Here is a 15,187-nt window from a genome sequence, read left to right on the forward strand (position 1 = left end):
TGGGCAAAGTAACCGTTGTCGGGCCATGCGTGAAAACACGAATGCCCGCTTGTGGCCGAAAGCTGCCCGTCACGAACGGCAGAAATCAGCCATAAGGAGCCATTCGGGTAGGCGCACTAAACTGATCTAATTGTACGGCAGCTCTCTAGCACTTTGTGGCTCTTTGATACTATGATGATGCTCTAACCTCGGGTGGTAGCTGCACGCAGATGAAGTCAGATGACGAAGAGTACAAACTTTACGAAAAAATTTACCTCGCAGAGGCTGAGCGAAAAGAAAAATTGATGTCACGTCTCAATCTACCTCTGGCAATGATTGTGGCGCTGCTTAGTTTTCTTTCTTATCTGCTGTCGAAAGCACCAAGCGCCGAAACCACCGAAGGAGTTTTTTTCTGGATCGCTTATCTTATGGCCGGCGTCTATCTCTTGGTGGCGATGTTCCACTTTTCAAAAGCTTGGCGTGTACGTAAGGACGATTTGGTTATTCCTACTGCCGAAAAGCTTGAAGGTCACCGAAAATTTTTGCTCGACTACTACAACGGAAATGTCGTACAAGCCAACGGGCAGTTCATGCTAACCATGATGGACTATTACATTATGGGCGCCACGAGAAACGCGACGAATAATGATAGCCGTAGTGCCCAATTAGACCAGTTTTCAAAATATGTGATTTACGCCGTCATCGCGTCAGTAATCGCTTTTTTTCCAGCTTATAAAGCATCTCACAACAAGGAGATATGTGATGTCCGACCAAAAGCCACCACCGCCGCCACCACCACCGATGCGTAATGTTAGAGGTGATGTTCCATTGCCACGTCGCGAACCACCGCCACCACCACCTCCCAAGAAAGCCTAAGCCGAGAGAAATTTCAGCCCTGAGCAACTTCAGTCGCTCAGGATTGAATCTATTCTTAGCTGAAGTGGACCGGGATTCCGCAATTCTTAATCGCAAATAAACATGGAGTTTTTGCAATGAACAAGCGCGTATTCATTTCTTTTGATTATGACAACGATGTAACCCTAAAAAATTTTCTCGTCGGCCAAGCAAAACTGGAGGGTAGCCCATTTTATTTAGCAGACTGGTCGATCAAAGAGCACATTGACGAAGACTGGAAGGCTAAAGCTAGAACGAGGATTAGGGCTGTTGATGTCGTCTGCGTGATATGCGGAGTTAAGACCGATACAGCAGTCGGAGTAAGCGCTGAAGTAAAAATTGCTCAGGAAGAAGGAGTTCCATACTTTCTCCTTAAAGGCTACTCCGAAGCTGTATGTGTTAAACCTAAAGCAGCGTTACCTGGTGACAAGCTTTACAAGTGGACCTGGGATAATCTGAAGGCCTTGATCGGCGGGGGGCGATGATGAAAAAAGCCCTGGTAATTGGAATCGATGATTATCCAACTGCCCCACTAATGGGTTGTGTCAACGACGCAGTTGCTATCGCGGAGCTACTAGAGAATGACGGAAACGGTGATCCCAATTTTTCCGTCATAAAATTGGTAAGTAACGAGCAGGCGGTCACAAGTGAATCGCTGATCAATGCGATCTCCGAGCTGTTTAGCGGTGAGGCTGATACGGCGCTCTTATATTTTGCTGGGCATGGAATAATCGTACCTGAGACAAATGCGGGATACGTGGTAAGTAGTGATGGACGCCGCGGAGCTTGGGGTACTTCTCTCTCCGAAATTCTTGGGTTGGCAAATAAAGCCTATCCGAAGATTAAGTCTTGCGTGATCATCCTTGATTGTTGCCATTCGGGTTACGCTGGAGAAGTAGCGGGTGTCGATGGGAATGCATCGGTGATCGGAACTGGTGTTACGATACTGACTGCAAGCCATCGCGAGGGTGGCGCGATGGAGGAAGATGGCCGTGGAATCTTCACAGATATATTGCTTGATGGCCTTAGAGGCGGCTGTTCGGATATCTTGGGGAATATCACCCCCGCTGCAATTTATTCTCATGTTGATCAAACCTTGGGGCCGTGGGAGCAACGGCCAATGTATAAAGCGAATGTTCAACATTTTGTAACTTTACGAAAAGTTGAGCCGAAAGTCTCAAAAGAAGTGCTACGCAGGCTAGTGACATACTTTCCAAACAAGACTGATGTTTTCTTACTTGATCCATCTTTTGAGCCAGACAGGATTAATATTCCAGAGGAATATAGGCATCTGCCCGTTAGTGAAGGGAATGTAAAGATTTTTAAAGAGCTTCAAAGTTGTAATCGTTATGGGCTGGTAGTCCCGGTAGATGCCGATCACATGTTTTATGCTGCTATTAACTCCACGGGGTGTAGGCTGACAGGTCTTGGGGCGCACTACAGGAAGCTGGCAGAGATGAAGAGAATATAATTTAAGCGCAGCTTTCTGTTTTGTTGATAAAGCAGTGCAGGTAAATCAAATCGGGAGGGGGCTTAGCGCAGCACCTCAGATTTTTATCTTCGAGACTTTGATCTAGGCGAACAAGTCAATTTGGATGTTGTTGAGGTTGTTCGTCCGATTTTATTTGTTTCAGTATGAAATCCAGATATCGCCTAACTTGCTCTTTATCACTATCCTGTTCTCTTTTTGAGAGATTGTGGTAAGGCGTATTTAGCTGCCGCTCCCATCTCTCAACGAGCTCACGAGGAATCGTCAGGGAGCCGTCATTGTTCTTTGAGCACTGAGAGTGTAGATGTTTTTGCCAATGGGCCCATCGCTCATGTTCGATTGCGGCGAGAGGCTCCACAAGGTCAAGTAAATTCTGCGCTAACATTTGTTTGCTCACTTTGCTTGGTGGATTTTGTTCGGTGTTTTTTATCTTGGCAGTTGCGGTGAGAATCTGCCGCGTCTTGTCTGGTAAGGTATGCGAACTAGAATCAATGCAGGGTAAATTAGAGTGCGTGCCAGAGCAATTCAAATTTACTCGCGTACTTCGCCGTAAACTATCACTTCTCCAAGCTGCTAAATCGCGAAGGGGCGCAGACTTCCAGCCGCTTTTAAAATCTGAATTGCCTTTATTGTTGTAGACACTCGGAATGACTGCTATTGGCCGAAAGCCGCCTGTCACAAAGGACAAACACCGACCCAACTCTACCGGTCATAACAGGCTTCTATCGACTCATAGCTACCGGTCGCCCAAAGTAATTATCACCGTCGCAGCCTTTCAATACCCCACTCCTGCACGAGTACCGTCTAGCCAGTTACAGCTTTTTCTTAATAGCTTCGATGGCTGCCACATACGCATCATTGCCGATCCCGACTTGGCCCCACACCTTACGTTCTTCTCCGCGTTGACGATCATATTGTTCATCAGCATCCCAAAGCGTGAGTATCTGGTTCGGAAAGCAGTACTCGTAAAGGTCGAACTCATGGGAGCCGGAATCGTCCGAGGCAGCCATTAGTGAAAACAATTCAGTCGCAGATATAGAAAAAACATCAACCCCTCTAAACGTGAAGTTGAGTTGAGGGTGTCCGGAGACGCCTATGAACTGGACTTCATCGCCAGGGCCGTACGCAAGCTGGATGGAAGATTCGCAGAAGTAATCGACGCTGCCATAGGCTCGTTCAAGCGGGAATCCACTCACAGACATTGCTTTTCTTGCTGCTGCGCGTGTAGCGCCAAGTCGCGCGGGGCCGATTGCTTCCCGCGGCAAAATCTCAAAAACAGGCATTCACAATACTTCCTGAAAATGAACAGCCTAATCATTAACCGGGTGCGATTTCAACATATTAAAACGTCGTTCCCATAGACCGCTATTGGCCGAAAGCCGCCATAAGCAGAGCCCTCAGCCAACAACAACAACAACAACAACAACAACAACAACAACAACCATCCGCATACCAACAAACCAATCAACCACCAACTTCCCTTACCGACAATCCCCCCCAAACACCTCCCCCTTCCCCACCCAAACAACCATCCCCCCCAATACCAACACCCCCAACACCACCCACGGAATCCCCCCCGCCCCCCACGTCGCCAACATCACCCCACCCACCACCCCACTCCCCGCAAACGCCAGGTTAAAAACCGTCACCAACATCGACTGCGCAATATCACTCCCCTCCCCGGCAACATCCGCCAACGCGGTTTGCAACAAGGTCGGCGCGCCACCAAAGCTCATGCCCCACAGCACCATGCCCATATAAATCGCACTCACAGACAGCCCACCCACCCCAAAGGCAAACGCAACGCAGGTAAAGGCGGTAAGGCTCAGCACCATCAGCCGCCGAACCCTGCCATCAATCAGCACGCCCGTGATCCATAGCCCAACCAACGCCGCCACGCCGAACGCAAAGAGCCCCTGCTCCACCTGGTCGGCCATCCCGACGGAGGCCAGGAAGGCGGCGATGTAGGTGTAGAGCGTGTAGTGCGCCAGTATCCAGAGCATGACCACCGCCAGCACTGGCCGCACACCCGGCGTCAGTAGGACGGTGCGCAGTGGCAGGCGTCGGTCGGGGCGCTGGCCTGGGTAGTCGGGCACGTTGAGGCAGGTCCAGGCCATCAGTAACAGGCTCAGCCCGGAGAGCGTGCCGAACACCCAACGCCAGCCCAGGAGCTGGCCGAGCCAGGCGCCCAGCGGTACGCCGAGGGCCAGGGCCAGTGGGATGCCGAGCATGGCCAGTGCCATGGCGCGGCCGTGCAATGCCGGGGGGGCCAGGCGTCTGGCGTAGCCGGCCAGCAGGCTCCAGGCCAGGCCGGTGGCGATGCCGACGAAGAAGCGCGCAGCCAGCGTCAAGGAGAACCAGGGCGACAGGGCTGTCACCGCGTTGCACACAACAAACATCGCGACGGCCAGCAGCAGCACCAAACGCCGGCTCCAGCCCTGCAGTGCGAGGGTCAACGGAATGGCCGCCAACCCGGAGCCGAGTGCGCACAGCGTCACCAACTGGCCCGCCCAAGCTTGCGATACGCCGAATGCCTCGGCGATTTGTGGCAGCAGCCCTGCGGGGACGGTTTCGTTGGCGGTGGCGATGAAGCTGCCCAGTGTCAGGGCCAACAGGGCCGCCAGTGGCAGGCGTGCGGTGGTGCGATGTTCGTGCTCGCCGGGTGGATTTAAAACGTTATTTTCAAGTTGCGATTCGCCGTTCATGACCTGTGCTCAACGGGATAGGAGGTGCCAGTGTGGGGAATTGCAATGGTTTTGATAATTGGCCTACCCTTTGATGAATTTTCTAAACTGAATTGAATATGGCCACTGACCGGTTGGGTGATATGCGTTTGTTTGTCGAGGCGGCGGCACTCGGCAGTTTGTCGGCTGCGGGGCGCAAACTGGCGCTGTCGCCTGCTGCGGCCAGCGCGCGGCTTATCAAGCTGGAGGCGGCGTTGCGCACCAAGTTGTTTGATCGCACCACGCGCCAGCTGCGCCTCACGGAAGAAGGCCGGTTTTACCTGCAGCAGTGCTGGGTCGCGTTGCGGGCGATCGATGAGGCTGAAGCCGGGCTTCAAGCCAGTCAAACAGAGGTGCGCGGCAAGGTGCGGATATCCGCGTCGGCCGATTTTGGCCGCCACCTTTTGAACGACTGGCTGGAGGCATTCAGCACGTTGCATCCGCAGTTGTGCGTGGCGCTGACCTTGTCGGATTCGGTGTCGAACCTGGTGCAGGACGATGTCGACCTGGCCATCCGGTTTGGCCAGCCCCAGGACAGCTCGATGATCGCCAAGCAACTGGCGCCCAATTGGCGGGTACTGTGCGCCTCGCCCGACTACCTGGCGCGATACGGCGACCCCCAAACACCTGCCGACCTGGATCAGCACAAGTTCATCGTGCTGGTGACGTCCGCAGGCCCCTTGAACACCTTTCACTTCACGGTGGACGGCCAGGAATGGAACCACACCGTGCCCATGAGCCAGGCCTGGGAAACCAACGATGGCGCACTCGCACGCGCCTGGGCGTTGGCCGGGCACGGCATCGCCCGCAAGACCATTTGGGACGCCGCAGCCGACATCCGTGCCGGAAGGCTGAAGGTCCTGTTGCCGGAGTTTTGTGTGCGTGAGGCTGGTGTTTACGCGGTGTTGCACGGCAATCGCTACCGGGTTCCCCGGGTGCGGGTGTTGCTGGATTTTTTGACTGAGCAGTTTGGTCGCGCCACCGAAGAGCTGTTGCTCGACCTTGAGGTGCCGCGTGTGGGGAGGTTGTGAGCCGGTTCTGGCAGCCTGGATGTTTTCTGCCTACGCTGTGCCTGCCCGTTTCGAGCCATTCGCCGATTCAGTCCTGTATCAGAAGGATCTAAACCATGGGACACCTTGTCGTGGCTCACGCGATGAAAATGATGCCGGCGCTGGAGCCACTTTCCACGTTACCCAAGAGCATTGGCTGGTCATTGCACAGGGATGAAAACACCACGTCGTTCTACCTGGACACGTTCAAGGCCGGCACAGAACGCAAATGGCCCTTCACATCCATGCCGCCCATCAAGGATGTACCCCTTGAGCTGCCTGAACAACTGGCAGCGTTGTCGCGGGTGTACACGGTGCTTGAGAGCGCCCGGCTAGCCAACACCTTCAAGAGAGCGTTGTTGAACCTGAACCTGGCGCTCAGTAAAAGCCTTCAATTAGACATTTGCAGCGTTTGCACCGATGACGACGGGCTGGATTTTGTGTGCATCTCGTCGAAGGGTGAACTGCAAAGGTTGCGTTGCGTGTGCGGTGATCTGGAAATCACTTATGAGCCTGGGACAGTCACGGTCCAGCCGCTGCTGCTGGAGGGCGTTGAAGGCTGCGATGTGAGTAGTCTGCATGACCCGGAAAATGGGATACAGGTATTGAGGCGGGATAGAGCGCCGTCATCGCTGCTGCATGGGGTGGCTTCGGCAGAAATCATGGGCTTCCTGCGCGTAGAAAGCCCACCGCTGGGCCTGGGTTGCCTCGATGGCATGGAGGTTACACCGATGAAGATCGCAAGTTCTGAGAGGGCTTCGCTGGCGCCTGAGGTGATTGTTCAGAAGGCCTGGTGGAAGTGGTGGTAGTGCCCTCTATACCCATCCAAGCGTAATCGACTCCCGTAAGGTGAAGCATGGTGACCATAGAAATATCAGAACACGCCGACTGGAAACTTTTCGAGGACGTGGCTCAGAAGCTTGAACAAGCGCTGGGCGGTTACTGGAAAGAAAAAGTCGACGGCCTGGATGAGCGCTACTGGGATCTGATGGCGGGTGAACAGATGCTCACGTTGCACCTTGAACACTATCTGGGCATTTTGGTAGATGTACCTGATAACGCCGATGAGATGGCTCAACGAGTACGTGCGTTGTTTGAATAGGCTGGCTTTAACCATTCTTAGCTGCAGACTGTGAGGGTTGAGAGATTCGTAGTCGGTTCGTAAACTTGAGTCTTTCGTTGATGACTACCCGAAGATGGAAACTAATTTATCGCTGCAGATCGAACGCGCAGTCTATGACGAGTTTATCCGGCTGTGGGGCCAAGGAGGCTTCAAGCATCAGCGATTGGGCCAAGCCTTCTATAACCACTTCAACCTACACAAACTCAACGATCAAGATTCATTGCGCAAACTCTACGAGGCTGATGGTGAAAAAGCTTCGAGGTTAATTTTGCGCCTTTTTCATTTTCACGGACCGGCAGCTTTGTCGTCTGCATGACCCGGAGAATGGGATACAGGTATTGAGGCGGATAGAGCGCCGTCGTCGTTGTTGCATGGGGTGGCTTCGGCAGAAATCTTAGGTTTTCTAAAAACAGGGAGCCCACCGCTGGGTCTGGGTTGCCTCAATGACATGAAGGTCACACCGATGAAGATCGCAAGTTATGCGTTGGCTTCGATCGGGAGTTTCGAACGCCAGTGGTTGACCTTCATACTCCCCTTGAACAAAGCGCTTCGCAAAGCGATGCTCTTATCGAACCCGAATGTTGGACGCTGCTGTGAAGATAGTGAAATCTACCCGTTTTGACGATGTCGACCACGATTTAGGGTATGAGTACCGTGGCTATAATCACAGCGTGCAGAACGAAGGGAATATGTTCCTGATCAGAACATACGATAACGAACCAGGGCGTGCGACTGTCGTGAGTCCGACCAGGACACAGGCCAACGGCCCCCTTGGGCAGCTTGTCGCTTTCTTGCAGACGGAGCTGGGGGTCTCTCGGATCTGGCTCTACAAAAGTGATGTGGGAAGCTACGCCGAGATCGACCTTGAAACATTGGAATTCCTTACCATATAAATTCAACGGCGTTGGCACGTGGTGTTTTTACAAAGTCCGAGCCGGCAATGACGCCAATGACAACACGCAATTTCAACCAGCACTGGGCATCAGCATGATCGGAACTTGAATACTTGGAGCCCCCTTTCCTCCCGGAGTCAAATAGAGGTCTTTCATGGATAGGCGGTCCACGGCCGCCACAACGAGATTGTCGATCATCGGATCGCCACAGCTCTTGACCAGATAGGCCTTGGAACGGGTCTCCCCCACTGCAAACTGATAAAGCACGGTGACCGTGAAGGTCTGACCGGATGCCCTGACATGCTTGAACACCGAAGACATCACCAAGCGAATGCGTTGTTGGCGTACCAATCCTTCAATCCATAACCGGTTGTATTTCTGCACCTGCTCGGCGTCGAGTTCAACCCCTCGCGCCAACAACGGCCGCATCGCCTGCCAGGCTGAGTCGCCATATTTCTGCGTCGCCTCAACATAAAGCTTCAAAGCTGCGGGCACATCATGTGTACCGCCCTGACCGTGCTCCATCATCCCACCCAGCGCCACCGCACCCGCTCGCCCCGCCAGTCGGTAGTAATCACGGGCCTTGACCAGATCAGCGGGTTCGCCCACCCCATCGTGCGCCATGCGTCCGAGTTCGACATAGGCATATGGGTCATCCTTTGCCGCTTCGAGATACAGGCTGCGGGCCTTACCGAAATCCTGAGTGACGCCATTTCCGCTCTCGTAAAACGTGCCGAGTACATGCTGGCACGTCGCATTGCCAGCATTGCTCCCCTCCTTCACCATTTTCAGGCTAGCGGATGCAATCTCTCTGCTATAAATGGCTTCATGGCAGGCATTGCTCTGGCTGTCGTCATATTTGTAATCGAAGGCGCCAAGGGGCTCGAAGCGGTTGTGTTGTAGATCCATTGGTGTCGGCTTATTCCGTGCCGTCTTGATGTAGTCCGCGGTGTTTTTCCCCATGTCGCCCAGGCTTTGGCAACCAGCCAAGGCGAACAACAGCGCAATCAACGAGAGGTTCCGAGTCATACTTTACCTGTGTCCGTACATGCCATGACGGCTGTTGGCTTCCATCGTTCATTCAATCCTTAGTTATTTACTTGCGCAGCCGGCTCATTAGCAACTGCTGCCTCGATCGCGTACAACTTCCACCGTCTTTCTACCCTCCACGCAATGATGGCAATATAACTCCTCTTGGAGAAAGTAGCATCCGGTGCACAGCAAAGCCGGATGTCAGACGCATAGGGAAATGGAAGATGGCTTCGATTCAGATGGATGGTGAGGACAAGACTGCAAAAATCAGCGACTGGGCGATTCGCTGGAGCGAAAAGTACGAAGCCCTGGAGCTGACCTGTCACTTCCCCTCCAACAAGAAATACACTCGCCCGCTCAGTAACTGCCATGTTTCGCCCACCCGCGAATTGACCGATGTACTGATGCACAAATCCGGCAGCGCGGTCGTCACGCCCATTGCTAAAGCGACGATTTACGGCGAGCGATATGCCGTCGTGCACTACACGGGAGCCAAAAAAAACCCTACGTTTACAAGATGGACGGTATCGGCTTTACGGCCGCGACATCAATGAAAGAATCGCCTGTCTTCCGCTACTTCACTACCGTGGCGAATGCCCGACAGGATCACGCCGAGTCGAAGACTGACCGTGAAATTGCCAACAATGTGGTGCGCCAGCTCGGAAAACTGCCCGCCATTGCTGGCACCGCCTTGCAAGCCTATTGTTCGGGGCGTAATGGCACGCTGGCGCCAGGTCAGGACCTCATCTATCCGTTCGGGCTTAACGAAAGTCAACTTCAGGCGGTAGAGCGGGCGTTCAGCGCGCAAATCAGCATGATCGAAGGTCCGCCCGGGACCGGCAAGACCCAGACGATCCTCAACATCCTCGCCAATATTCTGTTACGTGGGCAGACGGTAGCGGTGCTGTCCAACAACAATGCTGCCGTGGAAAACGTCTACGAAAAGCTGGAGAAGTACGGTCTGGGCCACTTGGTCGCCAAGCTTGGCAACCAGGACAAACGTGAAGCCTTCTTCGCCGAACTGCCTGCGTGGCCATCAAGCGCGCCTGAGCCGGCACCGTCCCTGGATGAGATCCAGGCCTTGCTGACTCGCTTGAAGAAGCACTTGCAAGACCATAACAGGGCGGCACAACTGCAAATCGAGCTGGACGAGCTGGTCATTGAGCGGCGCTACCTGCAACAGTGGCAAGCAGAAAGTGATGTGCAGACCACAGGTTCACTCGACAAGTACGGCCTGACACCGCGCAAGACTGCAGACCTCATAGCCTACCTGGCTTACCTTGGCGAGCAGCGCATTCATTTCAAAGACCGCATCGAGCTACTGTTCAAATTCAGGATCTTTCGCACACGGCCATTCGCTGAGGGCGAGGCGCGCCTAGCGGTTTTCCACGCATTGCAGATGCATTACTACGACAAGTCGGTACGGGATAAGGAGACGGAGCTACGGGAGTGCCGCGAATCGTTGGCACGCGCGAATTTTACGGCCCTGCTGAAAGAGCTGACAACAGCATCGATGCACCACCTGAAGCAGCACCTACAACTTCAGGAGCCGCCATCGGGCAGCTTTGATGCCAAAACTTACTGCAAGCATTTCGATGCCTTCGTGCAGCGATTTCCTATACTGGGCAGCGGTACGCACTCTATCGTCAATTCGATCGCGCCGGGAGCGGTCCTCGACTACGTAATCATCGACGAAGCCTCTTTGCAGGACATCGTGCCGGGCATCCTGCCACTGGGCTGCGCAAAGAATCTGATCGTCGTTGGAGATAACCGTCAGTTGCCGCATATCCCTGTGGCACTGGGGCTTCAAGCACCTGACGAGGCCTATGACTGCGAGGTCTACAGCCTGCTGGATTCGTGCATTGCCGTATTCCAGGACGCGCTGCCCAGAACCCTGCTGAAAGAACATTACCGCTGTCACCCCAGGATCATCCAGTTCTGCAACCAACAATTCTACGACAACGCACTGGTGCCGATGACCGAGGACAAGGGCGAAGCCCCCCTTCGCCTGGTGGTGACAGCCAAGGGAAACCATGCCAGAAAGAACACCAACCTTCGGGAATTGGACTCCCTACTGAAGGTGCTCGAGGACGAGGGGCCTCCGGTGGGAATGGACGACGAAGGTCGTGGCTACATCGCCCCGTTCCGGGCGCAAGTCAACCTTTGCGACACACACTTGCCGACGGATTTCGTCAAGGACACCGTGCACAAGTTTCAGGGCCGCGAATGCGACGAAATTGTCTTCTCCACCGTGCTGGACAAGAAGCGCTACAACCAGACGCGAACACGCCTGGATTTCGTCGACGACCCCCGCATGGTCAACGTGGCAGTTTCCCGGGCCAAACATCGCTTCACCCTGGTGACCGGCGACGAGGTATTCACTGACAACAATAGCCACATCGCCGCACTGATCCGCTACATCAGCTATTACGCGCAAGATGAGCAGATCGTACGCGCGCCGGTGGTGTCGGCATTCGACCTGCTGTACCGCGAATGCGACCAGTCTCTGGCGCGCTTGGAGGCTCGCCTGCGGTCCGAGGATTCACGCTACAAGTCCGAGCAGATTGTGGCGCAGTTGCTGCGCGAAGCGCTGTCAGCCCCAGCGTGCCAGGCATTGAAGTTCCACACACAGATCGACCTGGATAAGATTGCCTCGCCGGGTAGCCTCGACTGGACGGAGCCCCAGCGAGCGTTCATGAGGCGCGCCAGTTGCGATTTCGTGATCTATTTCAAAGTAGGCAAGAAACCGATAGGGGTGATCGAGGTCGACGGCGGGTACCACGACCACCCCGTGCAGGCTGCTCGGGACGCCATGAAAAACGAGATTCTGGCGAAAAGTGGCATTCCTATTTTGCGGCTGCGGACAGTTGAAAGTGACATCGAACGCAAAATTGGCGGTTTTATAGGACAGTGGGCCAGCCATGCCCATGACGCATAAACACTGAGTTAGAGGTCGTCAGTCGATGATGGTAGCAATCGACCCAATACGGCCCCGCGCGGGTAGTCGCTTCCTGAACACGGGAAAGCCTTTTCAATGAGCGAAGCATTAGAGGGGCGACTCATATTGCGGCAACGCAAGGAGTTGCCGTCTTACCTCTAAAGCTATAGCTGCAAAACCTTTTCTCACACCTCTTTTTGACACCGAGTAATCCTGATGGGCAGAGATGTCCTCCCAGCGCTCGACTGTTTGAATCGTCAGGTGTGCACTATCAGTTTCAATCTCGAACGCAATGAATTGTTCGGCTTGAGTGAGCAGTAGTCCGAATAAGCTGGGCATGCCGGGAAAATCTATTTCCAATTTGAGAACGACGGTATCGGACCAGACTACACCTTGGCTTTCGGCGTACTCGGCCAAGCAAGCAGGAACTCCCCTGCCCCGCCAATAGCTAGCGGTGACCGAGATCTTATGTGCCGTGATCGTATTCTGTTCTTGAACGTTAAGTTGCCGCTTTTTCAGTAGCCGGTTGATATCCAAGAGAGGCCTCTAAGCACAAGAGAGTCATAAAATCAGAGTGACCGCAGTCAGTCATCGTAGGATATCTAGGCCAGAACGTCCGCCCGACAGTGATGGCGTAATTACACACGTTATCAATGTATCCACCAACGCAACGGACTTCGTTGCATCAGCTTCTGGCCTAGAGCGTGTAACGTCAGACTGGGCTTTCTATATCGACGCGAGAAGACCGCTCTCAGGTTTCGCGAGCGGATCAAGGTTACGACGTTTTCTGGAACAGTTAAAACGGCGAAGCAACCTCTTACAGCCCTTTAGCTGAGGTAAAAAACCGTTTTTTATGCCGTTAACATTTTCATCAAGTCAGTGGTGCCGATGATTCCCGCTCCGCGCGTCATCATGGAGCGGGCTTATGGGCAACCCCTCACATCAGGCTGCTTTCGACCCGAAGCGCACGGTTGCCAGCCATCAAACGCCCACACCCCTCACCTCAGCGAGGTTCAATCAGCCGAGTTCGATAAAACTCCTGGCCGTTGCAACAATGGCGTCTTCCGGGCTACGAGGTGCCCAGCCTAACAGTGTCATGGCCTTGGCCGCCGTGACGCTCATATCGACGCCCAACAGCTTGACCATGCCCAGCATCATCGGATTCGTTTTGGCAGCGGCACGAATGTTGTCATCGCTCAGCGCCTGAGTGGAAACATTCCTGGCCGCCTCACCCAGATGATCGCGCAGCGTGCGTGCGACCTGCACCATCGGCAAGCTGTCGCCCGAACTGGCCAGGAAACGTTCGCCGTTAGCGGCCGGATGCGTCATGGCCAGCAGATGCAACTCGGCCACATCCCTGACATCCACGAAACACGAGTTGATGTTCGGGCAGCCAGGCTGTCCTTCCAGCATGTCTTTGATGATCCGGGTGGAGTGAGAGTAGGTTGCGCCCAATACCGGGCCCAGCACCGCGACCGGGTTGATTGCCGCCAGTTCAAGACCTTGCCCCTCAGCACTCTGGATGAATTCCCAGGCCGCGCGCTCCGCCAGCGTTTTTGATTTCTGATACGCCCAGACATCACCGCTGACATCACTCCAGTCGGTCTCATCAAACGGACGGCGGTAGTCAGCTGAATGGCCGACACCAACCGCACCGAACGCCGAGGTGAGGACAACACGCCTGACTCCCGCCTCGCTCGCGGCGCGCAGTACACGCAAGTTTCCTTCAATGGCTGGGTTGACCCAGTCCGCTTCAGTCACCTGGTTGCCTGACGGCGTAGGCGATGCACCGTGAATCACGTAGCGACAACCGGCGACGGCTTCTTTCCAACCGTCATCGGACATCAAGTCGGCGACCACAAACGACAGGTCGCTCCCTGGGTCGACATTGCGTTGTTTCAGGTGCCTGCGCACTTCAGCTTCGCGCGCCAGCGTGCGCACAGTAGTACGAACCTTAAAGCCATTTTCCAGCAGTGTGATGATGCAGTATTGGGCAATAAAACCTGTGCCCCCGGTTACCAATACAGTTTGCTCATTCATGTCCGCCTTCCTCACCGGATTGATCGTCAGGAAAGGCTACCGGCCTGCTACCGGATTCTGAATATTTGATCGTACGCCAGGCTTGCGCGATAGTACGGACATGCACAACGATCCTTTTTCCGACATCCTCAAACTCGCCCGCGCCGAATCGCTGGTGACAGGCGGTTTTACCGCAGGCGGGCGCTGGGCGCTGCGTTTTCCTGCTCCGGACAACATTAAATTCTTTGCGGTCATCAAAGGCAGTTGTTGGGTCACGGTCGACGGCGACGACAGCCCGACGTTGTTCCGCACGGGTGATGTGGGGCTACTCAGTGCCAAACGCGCTTTCGTGCTCGCCAGTGATCCGGGGGTCGAACCCACCGATGCAATGGCTGTGTTTTCGGGCCCGGGCAAATCCCACGTGCCCATTGGTGAAGGCGACGATTTCGCACACATTGGGGGTCACGTGCTACTCGACCCTGTCAGTGGGAGGCTGTTGAGACAGGTCCTGCCGCCGTGGATTCACGTGCCGGCTGCGGCGCCTGAAGCCGCTTCTTTTCGCGGGCTGCTTGATCAACTGGTGCAGGAACGGTTAACCCCAAAGCCAGGCGCGCAATTGGCATCCGCCCACTTGGCTCAACTGCTGTTCATCCAGATCCTGCGTGCTCACCTGGAAACCAACGGTTCACCGCTGGCGGGATGGCTGGCCGTGCTTGGCAATGCCCGTCTTGCACCAGCCCTGCAATTGATACATGGCGATCCTGCCCGCTCGTGGCACCTGGAAGACCTGGCACGCGCATGCGCCATGTCACGAACGACGTTTGCACAACACTTTCGCACCGTGGCAGGGATGACGCCAATCGCATATCTCACACATTGGCGGATGCGGCTGGCTGAGCGCGCGCTACGTGAAGGCAACGAACATATCGGCACGGTTGCGCAGGCGCTGGGGTACACCTCCGAAAGCGCCTTCAGCCATGCTTTCAAGCGGGAGACGGGGCTCGCACCCAAGGCGTGGCGGTTTGCTGCGAAAGGATGAGTCAGTTGA

Annotated in this window: 13 protein-coding genes and 1 pseudogene; 9 read left to right on the forward strand and 5 right to left on the reverse strand. The window is 54.7% G+C overall.

The features are described 5' to 3' along the window. Positions 1-209 precede the first annotated feature (209 nt). From AC07OV_RS06510 to AC07OV_RS06520, 3 genes are all read left to right on the forward strand, one after another. On the forward strand, positions 210-788 hold the full coding sequence (locus tag AC07OV_RS06510; protein WP_495091824.1) for a hypothetical protein: 579 nt from the start codon (positions 210-212) through the stop codon (positions 786-788). Between the two features lie 183 nt (positions 789-971). Continuing rightward, positions 972-1,358 carry a TIR domain-containing protein gene (locus tag AC07OV_RS06515; protein ID WP_495091825.1) on the forward strand — a complete coding sequence of 129 codons (387 nt, stop codon included), beginning with the start codon at positions 972-974 and terminating at the stop codon, positions 1,356-1,358. Beyond that, positions 1,358-2,344 carry a caspase family protein gene (locus AC07OV_RS06520; RefSeq protein ID WP_495091826.1) on the forward strand — a complete coding sequence of 329 codons (987 nt, stop codon included), beginning with the start codon at positions 1,358-1,360 and terminating at the stop codon, positions 2,342-2,344. The genes AC07OV_RS06515 and AC07OV_RS06520 overlap by 1 nt, the downstream gene beginning before the upstream one ends. 830 nt (positions 2,345-3,174) lie before the next feature. Here AC07OV_RS06520 and AC07OV_RS06525 read toward each other — a convergent pair. Together AC07OV_RS06525 and AC07OV_RS06530 are read right to left on the reverse strand one after the other, a co-directional pair. Continuing rightward, entirely contained in the window at positions 3,175-3,645 is a 471-nt protein-coding gene (locus tag AC07OV_RS06525; RefSeq protein ID WP_495091827.1) for a hypothetical protein, read from the reverse strand. Positions 3,646-3,843: 198 nt separating this feature from the next. Beyond that, positions 3,844-5,067 (reverse strand): MFS transporter, encoded by a 1,224-nt coding sequence (locus AC07OV_RS06530; protein WP_495091828.1) that lies wholly within the window; start codon positions 5,065-5,067, stop codon positions 3,844-3,846. Positions 5,068-5,165: 98 nt separating this feature from the next. Here AC07OV_RS06530 and AC07OV_RS06535 point away from each other — a divergent pair, with 98 nt between their 5' ends. The 4 genes from AC07OV_RS06535 to AC07OV_RS06550 all read left to right on the forward strand — a co-directional run bounded on the left by AC07OV_RS06535 (position 5,166) and on the right by AC07OV_RS06550 (position 7,573). Continuing rightward, positions 5,166-6,116, forward strand: coding sequence for a LysR family transcriptional regulator (locus AC07OV_RS06535; protein WP_495091829.1), 951 nt, complete (start codon positions 5,166-5,168; stop codon positions 6,114-6,116). Positions 6,117-6,211: 95 nt separating this feature from the next. Then, on the forward strand, positions 6,212-6,943 hold the full coding sequence (locus AC07OV_RS06540; RefSeq protein WP_495091830.1) for a hypothetical protein: 732 nt from the start codon (positions 6,212-6,214) through the stop codon (positions 6,941-6,943). Positions 6,944-6,990: 47 nt separating this feature from the next. After that, entirely contained in the window at positions 6,991-7,236 is a 246-nt protein-coding gene (locus tag AC07OV_RS06545) for a DUF3630 family protein (RefSeq protein WP_176995429.1), read from the forward strand. Between the two features lie 94 nt (positions 7,237-7,330). Then, on the forward strand, positions 7,331-7,573 hold the full coding sequence (locus tag AC07OV_RS06550; RefSeq protein WP_176995428.1) for a hypothetical protein: 243 nt from the start codon (positions 7,331-7,333) through the stop codon (positions 7,571-7,573). 649 nt (positions 7,574-8,222) lie between these two features. Here the strand turns inward: AC07OV_RS06550 and AC07OV_RS06555 are convergent. Then, entirely contained in the window at positions 8,223-9,161 is a 939-nt protein-coding gene (locus tag AC07OV_RS06555; RefSeq protein ID WP_495091831.1) for a tetratricopeptide repeat protein, read from the reverse strand. 245 nt (positions 9,162-9,406) lie between these two features. Between AC07OV_RS06555 and AC07OV_RS06560 the strand changes: the two are divergent. Next, positions 9,407-12,120, forward strand: a pseudogene (locus AC07OV_RS06560) (AAA domain-containing protein). A gap of 108 nt (positions 12,121-12,228) precedes the next feature. On the opposite strand, the gene AC07OV_RS06565 reads toward AC07OV_RS06560, so the two are convergent. Both AC07OV_RS06565 and AC07OV_RS06570 read right to left on the reverse strand, forming a co-directional pair. Further along, a complete protein-coding gene (locus AC07OV_RS06565) occupies positions 12,229-12,657 on the reverse strand; it encodes a hypothetical protein (RefSeq protein WP_494999194.1) in 429 nt (142 codons plus the stop codon). Positions 12,658-13,137: 480 nt separating this feature from the next. Next, positions 13,138-14,160, reverse strand: a complete 1,023-nt coding sequence (locus AC07OV_RS06570; RefSeq protein WP_495091832.1) for an SDR family oxidoreductase — start codon at positions 14,158-14,160, stop codon at positions 13,138-13,140. Positions 14,161-14,260: 100 nt separating this feature from the next. Between AC07OV_RS06570 and AC07OV_RS06575 the strand changes: the two genes are divergently transcribed. Further along, positions 14,261-15,178: an AraC family transcriptional regulator gene (locus AC07OV_RS06575; protein WP_495091833.1), complete on the forward strand. Its 918-nt coding sequence runs from the start codon at positions 14,261-14,263 to the stop codon at positions 15,176-15,178. Positions 15,179-15,187 lie beyond the last annotated feature (9 nt).

The sequence above is a fragment of the Pseudomonas sp. GW821-FHT09A09 genome (assembly GCF_059418405.1).

What these genes read in the sequence shown, in the direction of transcription:
- AC07OV_RS06510 (WP_495091824.1), top strand. Translation starts at nt 210, where the DNA reads ATGAAGTCAGATGACGAAGAGTACAAACTTTACGAAAAAATTTACCTC.
- AC07OV_RS06515 (WP_495091825.1), top strand. Translation starts at nt 972, where the DNA reads ATGAACAAGCGCGTATTCATTTCTTTTGATTATGACAACGATGTAACC.
- AC07OV_RS06520 (WP_495091826.1), top strand. Translation starts at nt 1,358, where the DNA reads ATGAAAAAAGCCCTGGTAATTGGAATCGATGATTATCCAACTGCCCCA.
- AC07OV_RS06525 (WP_495091827.1), bottom strand. Translation starts at nt 3,645, where the DNA reads ATGCCTGTTTTTGAGATTTTGCCGCGGGAAGCAATCGGCCCCGCGCGA.
- AC07OV_RS06530 (WP_495091828.1), bottom strand. Translation starts at nt 5,067, where the DNA reads ATGAACGGCGAATCGCAACTTGAAAATAACGTTTTAAATCCACCCGGC.
- AC07OV_RS06535 (WP_495091829.1), top strand. Translation starts at nt 5,166, where the DNA reads ATGGCCACTGACCGGTTGGGTGATATGCGTTTGTTTGTCGAGGCGGCG.
- AC07OV_RS06540 (WP_495091830.1), top strand. Translation starts at nt 6,212, where the DNA reads ATGGGACACCTTGTCGTGGCTCACGCGATGAAAATGATGCCGGCGCTG.
- AC07OV_RS06545 (WP_176995429.1), top strand. Translation starts at nt 6,991, where the DNA reads ATGGTGACCATAGAAATATCAGAACACGCCGACTGGAAACTTTTCGAG.
- AC07OV_RS06550 (WP_176995428.1), top strand. Translation starts at nt 7,331, where the DNA reads ATGGAAACTAATTTATCGCTGCAGATCGAACGCGCAGTCTATGACGAG.
- AC07OV_RS06570 (WP_495091832.1), bottom strand. Translation starts at nt 14,160, where the DNA reads ATGAATGAGCAAACTGTATTGGTAACCGGGGGCACAGGTTTTATTGCC.
- AC07OV_RS06575 (WP_495091833.1), top strand. Translation starts at nt 14,261, where the DNA reads ATGCACAACGATCCTTTTTCCGACATCCTCAAACTCGCCCGCGCCGAA.